Genomic DNA, 5,307 nt, shown 5'->3' on the forward strand with positions numbered 1-5,307 from the left:
CTGCGGCCTCGACCGCACCCTCAAACCGAACACCTCCAAGAAACGCACCCTGTCGCTCTTCAAGCAAGGGTGTTTCTGGTTCGAAGCCATTCCCAACATGCCCAACCAGCGCCTGCGCACCCTCATGAAAGCCTTCGGCGACGTCATTCAGGAGCATCAAGCCATTCGTTCCGCCCTGGGTGTCATATGAGGGGATGGTTCAGGTAGCGCAGTGAAGTACTTGCAAAACTTTCTTGGCGGCTCGCTGGGCTCAGACTCCAATCCCCCGGTTGCGAAGACACCGGTACAAGCCGACCAAGCGCCGAGGGCTGCGATCCGTTGCGCGAGGTGCGGACGAACGAACTGGACGGTTGCGCGTGTCAGCGATTCCGGTTCCGTCCGCTGTCACCGCTGCTACGTTGACGTGCGTTCTCGAGTTGACCGGTGACTCGCGACTGGGCAGATAGTCTCCGCGAAGCCTTCGCTGAGAGTATGGACAGACTTGCCCGAATCGAACGGCGGCAAGCTCAAATGCTAGACCTGGTTGAAACGATTCGACGGGCCATGCCCGCGGTACTGCTGCCAGTCAAACAGGCTGCCGACATACTGCAGGTCAGCGAAGGCACCGTAAGGCGCTGGTTGAAGGCAGGCGACCTGCCCTACGTGAAAGTTGGGAGGGTCGTGCGCGTGGATCTCTCCCGTTTGTGTCGATCCGAGACCGGACGCATCGACCGTCCCCCTTTTTGATCCTGCCCGCAAAACTCGTAGGCGTGGGTGGCGGCTTCCCTTACGGTGGGCCTTGCCATTTTATGGCAGCCAAATAATAATGACTCTGTGGTCACGGGACGCTCACGAAGTGCGACTCGCGGTCGCGGACGTCCGCCGCTGAAGCCGAGACAGCGGAAGGACACACGCATCACGCTTCGGATGTCCCTGATGGACAGCCGGCTTCTCTCGAAGCTCTCGAAGCGCTGGGGAGTGACCTCCGTGGAGGCTCTGCGTCGCTGCCTGCGGACCGTGGCGCAGCAGGAAAAGGAGTAGGACATGCCAAGGAAGAAAAGAAGGCGACCTCACGGTCAGGGGTCGGTCTACAAGCGGGGCCCGGGCTGTTTCACGATTGCCTGGTGGGACGGTAGCCAGCGTCGCACCAAAGGAGGGTTCGCCACTCGCGACTTTGCCGAACGGGCGCTGGCTAGGATTGTGAACGAGGTGAGGGCGGGCGAGGTGGGGTTGGCGCCTGACCCACGGTCGCAGCCCAGGTTGGAGGAGCTCGCGGATCGTTGGCTTGAGCGTCGCATGCATACGCACCGAGCGGCCAAGGATGACGGGAGCAGGTGGCGGAAGCACTTGAAGCCGTTTTTTGGACGCATGAGACCTGGGGAAGTCGATGCTTCCAACATTCGCAAGTTCATCGAGCAGAAGCTACTTGAAGGTCTTTCCCCCGGCACGGTGGGCCTCTGCATTCGACTGCTATCCACGTTCTTCTCTGACATCGTGGAGCAGCGATTCGTTGGAGTGAATCCCGTGAGTACACTCCCGCGATCCACGAGGCGCCTCTATCGGGTGGCCTTAGACCCTCGCGGCGTGCCGTTCCTGGAGCGGTCCGAAGACATCCGCAGGGTGTTCCTGAACATGCCCGAACCGTGTCGGGTAGCGTTTGCCGTCGGAGCGCTGGCGGGTTTGCGAACGGGCGAGATTCTCGGATTGGAGTGGCAAGATGTCGATCTCGAGGCCCGCAGGTTACACGTGCGGCAGCAGGTGCAGGACGGGCGGCTGGGGCCGGTCAAGGATGACGACGCTCGCGTGGTGCCGATCCTCAAGTCGCTATCACCCATCCTCTCGGAGTGGAGGCTCGCCACGGGAGGCGCGGGATTGCTGTTCAAGCCGCCCCACCCGACCCGCGGCGGTCGCCCGGGTCGCCCGGCAGCCTTCATTCGTCAGCACACCTTGCGGCGACACCTCTTAGACGCACTGCGGACCTGCGAGCTTGAGGAAATGACCTGGTATCAGGCGACGCGTCACAGTTTCGCGTCGCACTGGGTGCTTTCGGGTGGATCGATCGAGAAGCTTTCCGCCGTGCTCGGGCACTCCAGTGTCACGACGACCCAGCGCTACGCCCACTTGCGGCCCGATCTCTTCATGGAGTCGGATTTCGACCGTGTGCAGGTCGACCTGGCGCGGCCCCGAGGCGACGTGGTATCGGTGTGTCCCCAGCCGGAAGACGGTGCAGTTAGCTACGCTGCTGCTACAAGGGCTTCCGGTCCCGCTCATTGACACAGCTAACTCGTTGAAATCATTCCCTGCGCCCGTAGCTCAGCTGGATAGAGCGTCGGACTTCGGATCCGAATGTCGGGGGTTCGAATCCCTCCGGGCGTGCCAACCCTGACCAGGACGCCAGGCCGCCGGAGTTGCCCTGGCGCGTAATCTGCGTCCGAACCATCGAGTCCGCGGCAAGCAACGAAAAAGGAGCTGCCTGATGCCGACGCTACCCCGAACGCCCATGAGAACGTACGCGGCCATGTTGGCCACGCTCATACTTGGAGCTGGCTGCGCCCCCCACACCAAACGTCCGGACGCGCCCGTGCATGCGAAGGCGCGTCAGGGCCTTGCTCCCGATCGAATTCGCACGTACTTCCTGGCGGCCCCGCCCGGCGTTCGCACCCGGTGGGCAAGCGCCGAGAACCCTACCGCCACAAAAGGGGCTGGTGGCAAGAGCAACAAGGGCGCCAAAGGCGATGCCTATGTGCTGATCGCGCCGGGTGAAAAGAAGGTGATCTTCAACCAGAAGGGCGCGGGCATCATCACGAAGATCTGGTCGGCCAATTCGAGCCAGTGGACGCCCATCAACCGGCGCAAGATCAAGCTCGAGATGTACTGGGACGATGCGTCGACTCCGGCGGTGTCGGTTCCCTTCTCGGACTTCTTTGGCACCGGGCTCGGCGTGATGCGCCCCTTTTCGAGCGCCCTGTTCTCATCTCCGGAAGGTCGATCCTTCAACTGCTTCGTACCAATGCCTTACCGCAAGGGAGCCCGAATCGAGATCACGAACGAGTCCGATGCCGTTCTGATGTTCTATTATAAGATCGACTTTCTTCAGGTGCCTTCCCACGCGGATGACGTACTGTATTTCCATGCCTACTGGAACCGCAATCGCAAGACGTCGCTGGGGGAGGACTTCGAAATACTGCCACGGTTGACCGGCCGGGGCCGCTACCTGGGCGCCAACATAGGTGTTATCGGCGCCGAGGCCTACCGCGGGACCTGGTTCGGAGAGGGCGAGGTCAAAATCTATCTGGACGGTGACGCCACCTATCCGACACTCGTCGGGACCGGCACGGAGGACTATATCGGTTCCGGTTGGGGTCAGGGGGAGTTCACCACCCGCATTCAAGGCTCGGTTCTGTCCGATCGCAAGAACGACCTGTATGCATTCTATCGCTATCATACCCTGGATCCCGTGTACTTTCACAAAGATGTAAGGGTGACCATTCAACAGATTGGAAACGCCCAGAAGGCCGCGCTTCTAAAAATGCGGAAACAGGGTGCGGATATCCGGATCCTATGGTCCTACGTAGCCAAGGACGGCATGCAAGCCAGCAAGCGCTGGCTCGACATGGACAATCCACCGGCCCTCGAGAGCGAGGAGTTCCCAGCAAAGGCGTCCACGAACTTCTATCGGAGCGACGACGTGTCCGCCACGGCCTATTTCTACCTCGACAGGCCCGAAAACCAGCTCCCGCCGCTAGCACCGGTCGAGCACCGCGTCGCCGATCTGCAAGAGCGGGTGTTCAAGCACGTCAAGTGACCCCCCTGAGACACCGCTTGCGTCACCATGTGCTAGTACCTCGCCACAGGAATCCTGATCGTTTGGCCCCAGCCCTGGCGCCCACTAGCACCCAAGCGGTACTGGTGCTCGCGGCCGGAAGTCCGATCCGGGTTTTGTCAAACATGGGCTAGGGAATCCTCGGCGCGGCACCTCAAGTTTCGGCTCGAGCGCGCGTACTTCAGGTCATGGGAAGTGATGGCGCGCGCGCTGGCGTGTGGGTTTTGGTGTCTCTTTGCGCGTGCGTCGGAGATAGCCGACACGGTGTAGGGACAAGTGGCTCTGGGCACCGGCAAGCCGGCGCCCACGCCGGTGGTACGGGAGCGAACCACGGGACTGCAGGTGCCCATGCGGCCGCGACCGACCCCGTCCATGCGGGGGGTACGAGCGCCCTCGACTCCGGCACCGCCGGCACTGCGCACGGGCGGATCGGAGCTGCGCACGGACGGGGCGGCAGTTCCGGTGCCGGTGAAAGCCCGGGCTCCGTCGGGCCTTTGTCTTGCAGCCTTGGCACGGCGGACTGCGATGGAAACCGCGACAACGGTTGCGAGCAGTCGCTCCAGACGCTCCAGCACTGTGGCGCCTGTGGAGTGCGTTGCCGTTTTCCTTTTGCAGGGGCGCGCTGCGTGCACGGGCAATGCGTCCCCGGCGCATGCCGCCCAAACCGCGGCGACTGCGACCTCAACCCCGGCAATGGTTGCGAGACCAACACGCTGCTATCAAGCCGGCACTGCGGCTTTTGCGGCTACGACTGCAACCTGCTGCCGGGAGCGATCCACGGCGTGTGCGAAGATGGACAGTGTGTTGTCGAGCGCTGTTTACCTGGGCTCGCTGACTGCGACGAGGAGCCCAGCAACGGTTGCGAGCAACCGCTGAACACGCCGGGCCATTGCGGCGCATGCGAACAGCCCTGCGGTGACAGCCGTACCACCGCGAGCTGCTGGACCGGCGCCTGCGCGATTCTAGCCTGTGCCCCGAACCATGCCGACTGCGACGGCTCGAGCGCCAACGGTTGCGAAGCCAATCTACACACCTCGGAAAACAATTGCGGTTTCTGTGGCAACCGCTGCCAGCCACCCAATGCGAGCGGGCGGTGCATGAACGGATTGTGTTGGATCGGACGCTGCAACGCAGGGTGGCTGGACTGCGACCGCAACCCCAGCAACGGCTGCGAATCGTCTGGACCCTGTGGCTTTGGGGGATTCGGTGGCCTCGGTGGCGGCTTCGGTGGCGGCTTCGCAGGCTTCGGCGGCATCTAGGGCCAGCCGACCATGTGCCGCTAGCCATCTGACCTTCCCCTGCCGGCCGGGCGCAGGTCATGGTAGCGCCGGACACGATTCCGGCCGCGTTCTGCGAGGACGAAGGCCGCGAGCGCGCGGCCCTGCACGGCCGCAGCCGATCGAGTCATTCTTGGATGGGCCTTAGGGCCCGCGGAAGAATAACTCGTGTGTTTCGGTCAGGACTGGGCACCGCTGGCGAGGCGCGACGACGAGGAGTATTGGGGA

At 62.8% G+C, this 5,307-nt stretch carries 6 protein-coding genes and 1 tRNA gene; 6 read left to right on the forward strand and 1 reads right to left on the reverse strand.

Annotated features, from left to right (window positions below):
* From MJD61_19120 to MJD61_19140, 5 genes are all read left to right on the forward strand, one after another.
* A partial coding sequence (locus MJD61_19120; protein ID MCG8557374.1) for an IS4 family transposase occupies positions 1–190 on the forward strand: 190 nt, incomplete at its 5' end.
* A gap of 281 nt (positions 191–471) precedes the next feature.
* A complete protein-coding gene (locus tag MJD61_19125) occupies positions 472–726 on the forward strand; it encodes a helix-turn-helix domain-containing protein (protein MCG8557375.1) in 255 nt (84 codons plus the stop codon).
* A gap of 621 nt (positions 727–1,347) precedes the next feature.
* Positions 1,348–2,253, forward strand: coding sequence for a site-specific integrase (locus tag MJD61_19130; GenBank protein ID MCG8557376.1), 906 nt, complete (start codon positions 1,348–1,350; stop codon positions 2,251–2,253).
* A 28-nt stretch (positions 2,254–2,281) separates the two neighbouring features.
* Positions 2,282–2,358 (forward strand) — tRNA-Arg (locus tag MJD61_19135).
* Positions 2,359–2,455: 97 nt separating this feature from the next.
* Complete coding sequence (locus tag MJD61_19140) at positions 2,456–3,784, forward strand: DUF2961 domain-containing protein (protein ID MCG8557377.1); 1,329 nt, start codon at positions 2,456–2,458, stop codon at positions 3,782–3,784.
* 137 nt (positions 3,785–3,921) lie between these two features.
* On the opposite strand, the gene MJD61_19145 is transcribed toward MJD61_19140, so the two are convergent.
* Positions 3,922–4,377 carry a hypothetical protein gene (locus tag MJD61_19145; protein ID MCG8557378.1) on the reverse strand — a complete coding sequence of 152 codons (456 nt, stop codon included), beginning with the start codon at positions 4,375–4,377 and terminating at the stop codon, positions 3,922–3,924.
* Positions 4,378–4,428: 51 nt separating this feature from the next.
* On the opposite strand from MJD61_19145, the gene MJD61_19150 reads away from it, so the two are divergent.
* Positions 4,429–5,061: a hypothetical protein gene (locus MJD61_19150; protein MCG8557379.1), complete on the forward strand. Its 633-nt coding sequence runs from the start codon at positions 4,429–4,431 to the stop codon at positions 5,059–5,061.
* Positions 5,062–5,307 lie beyond the last annotated feature (246 nt).

The sequence above is a fragment of the Pseudomonadota bacterium genome (assembly GCA_022361155.1).
Lineage (GTDB): Bacteria > Myxococcota_A > Polyangia > Polyangiales > JAKSBK01 > JAKSBK01.